Annotated in this window: 2 protein-coding genes; both read left to right on the top strand. The window is 27.1% G+C overall.

Annotation, left to right across the window (positions count from 1 at the left end; genetic code table 11):
* Nucleotides 1-185 (top strand): hypothetical protein (locus tag IAI56_RS16160; protein ID WP_222941032.1); only part of this gene is annotated, 185 nt, incomplete at its 5' end.
* Between the two features lie 74 nt (nt 186-259).
* Complete coding sequence (locus IAI56_RS15415) at nt 260-2,827, top strand: N-6 DNA methylase (protein WP_187658707.1); 2,568 nt, start codon at nt 260-262, stop codon at nt 2,825-2,827.
* Nucleotides 2,828-2,845 lie beyond the last annotated feature (18 nt).

Genomic DNA, 2,845 nt, shown 5'->3' with positions numbered 1-2,845 from the left:
CAGCAGTTTGGCAAAATGGCGGGTTCAGTGCTAAATTCAAGTTCAGTTTTTCGATTGAACTTTTGTGCAAAACTGAACATTTGTGCTTCGATTTCCGCCACTTCGCCAAGCTGCAAACCGTTGTAGGCAACCCTATTGCCGAACTCGTTAAAAAACAAATTTACCAAAAAAATACTTGTTTTTAAATCCTTTATCTAAAAATATTTTGCTTCTACACAAAAAAACGTTTATTTTGTAATTAATTATAAATTTAAAAAAAATGAGTGAAGAATTGCATCAAAGAGATTTAATAGAAAAACCTGAAAAAATAGGAAAATGGGATTTCTATAATATTGGTGCGACTACTCTTAAGTCACTCAAAGAAAACAAAATAATTCCTAGTTTGGATTATAAAGAATTTGAAAGGAGAAAACCTGACGGGATTATTGTTTTTAAAAAAAATGTTGTTGCTGTACTAGAAAATAAAAGACCTTCTGAATTTAATACAGAAGCAAAAAAGAAAAAAGCAATACAACAAGGAATAGAAGTTTCGCAAAAACTAAAAGCTGAAATTTTAATTGTTACAGACACTAAAGAAACTATTTGGATTAATTCTTTAAATGGTGATTTGATTAAAGATGAGAATGGAAATAATTTAATTTATAATTTCAAAAAATCAGATGAAAATATTCCAAAAATTATAGAGAAAATTTTAGAGAGTTGCGACGAAACTAATTCACAACTTACATTACCAAAACTTAAAGATCCTTCTCCACTTGCAAAACAGGTATGGCAAGACATTTGGTCTGTTAGTGGTGCAACTCCAGAAAATTGTCTATATACTTTTGTAGAGTTATTTATTTTTAAATATTTAAGTGATTTAAATGTATTAACAGGTATTTATAATTTTGATAATTTAATAAAACAATATGAAACTAATACATCTGAAGATGTATTAGAGTTTTACGCAAATACTATTAGGAAAAAGATAAAACAACTTTTTCCTATGAATGAAAAAGACAAAACAACCATTATAAACGGAACAATATTTGTCAGCAAAGATGAAAAAGCAGTTGAAGGATATAGTGCGGTTTTTAAAAAAATTCTTGAAAAATTTCAAAACGAAGGAAGGTTACAGAATATACATCACGATTTTAAAAGTAAAATTTTTGAAAGTTTCTTAAAAGAAAGTATTAGCAAAAAAAATTGGGGGCAATTTTTCACACCACTTAAAGTAGTTCGTGCTGTTTCTAAAATGGTAGAAATAAAAGAAGGTATGACAATTTGTGACCCAGCTTGTGGAGTTGGGAAATTCTTGCTTGAACCTATTTTACTTGATATAAAAAGATTTTATAAAGTTGAAAATAATAAACTAAAACCACTAATAAAACTTGTAGGTTTTGATAAAGGTTTTGACAAAGATGAACAAAAAACAATCATATTGGCTAAAGCCAATATGCTTATTTATTTGTCAGACCTTGTAAAAGATTACTCATTAATAACTGAACAATTTTCAGATGTATTTAATGAAACGTTTTTATTAAAAACAAATTCAATATTAGGTACATTATCTGAAAATATAGTTGAAGAGTATGATTTGGTATTAACAAATCCGCCATATGTAACAAGCGGTAGTAGCAACCTAAAAGAAGAAATTGTAAAGAGTGGTTTAACTACTCATTACAAAGTAAATGCTACAGGAGTTGAAGGACTTTTTATGGAATGGATTATTCGTTCTTTAAAATTAGGCGGTAAAGCATTTATTATTGTTCCTGATGGCTCTCTAAAAAGAGCAAACGATAATAAATTAAGAAAGTTTTTAATAGACGAATGCTTTATTGATTGTTTAATTTCTTTACCAAAAAATACATTTTTTTCAACACCACAAAAAACATACATTTTAGGTATTACAAAGAAAACTGATAAATCTGTTTCGCAAACTGAACCTGTTTTTACATATTTAGTTAGTGATATTGGAGAAACATTAGATGTTTATCGTTTTGATACTGAAAATAATGAGTTAGATGAGGCTTCTAATCTATTCAATCAATTTAAAGGTGCTAAAAGTTTTTTTAAAACTAAAGATAAAAGATGCAAAGTTCAAGAATTTAATAAATTTGTTGAAAACATTAACACAAATTGGTTAGTTGACGATTGGTGGACAAAAGAGGAAAAAATAAAATTAGGTATTTCAGAAGAAGATAAAGTCTATGATTTACCAGAACTAATTAATGAATTTAAACAGTTACAAGATTTTTTAATGTCTGAAATTTCAGAATTAGAAGCTTTTAAATTTGATATAAAAGAAGTTGTTAAATATAAAAGTGTCAAACTATCTGAAATTGTAGAAATGCAAAGAGGAAATTCAAAGTACACAAAAAGTTATATTTCATCTAATAAAGGTGATTTTCCTGTTTATTCTTCAAAAACAGAAGGAGAAGGAATAATGGGTTATACTAATTCATTTGAATACGATGAAGAATGTTTAACATACACAACTAATGGTGTTCACGCAGGTAAAGTATTTAAAAGAAAACAGCATAAATTTAGTATGAACGGTGATTGTGCAATTATCAGAATTTTACCAAAATATAAAGATTTATTAGATTACAATTTTTTATATTTTGAAATACAAAAATTATTGATTGAGAAAAATTTTAATTGGGAAAACAAAGCAACACCAAACAAAGTCTATCCGCTTAATATAAATATTCCTGTTTCAAAAAAAGGGGTTTTTGACATTAACATTCAAAAGGAAATCTCAAAAAAATACGAGCAAGTTGAAACACTAAAATCTGAATTACTCAATAAGACAAACGAAATAAAAAAGGTAACTTTCAAACTGTAAAAAAGGGCAGCCTACAAT

The organism is Flavobacterium macrobrachii (assembly GCF_014486675.1).
Classification (GTDB): domain Bacteria; phylum Bacteroidota; class Bacteroidia; order Flavobacteriales; family Flavobacteriaceae; genus Flavobacterium; species Flavobacterium macrobrachii.
This window is presented reverse-complemented; position numbering and strand designations above follow the sequence as displayed.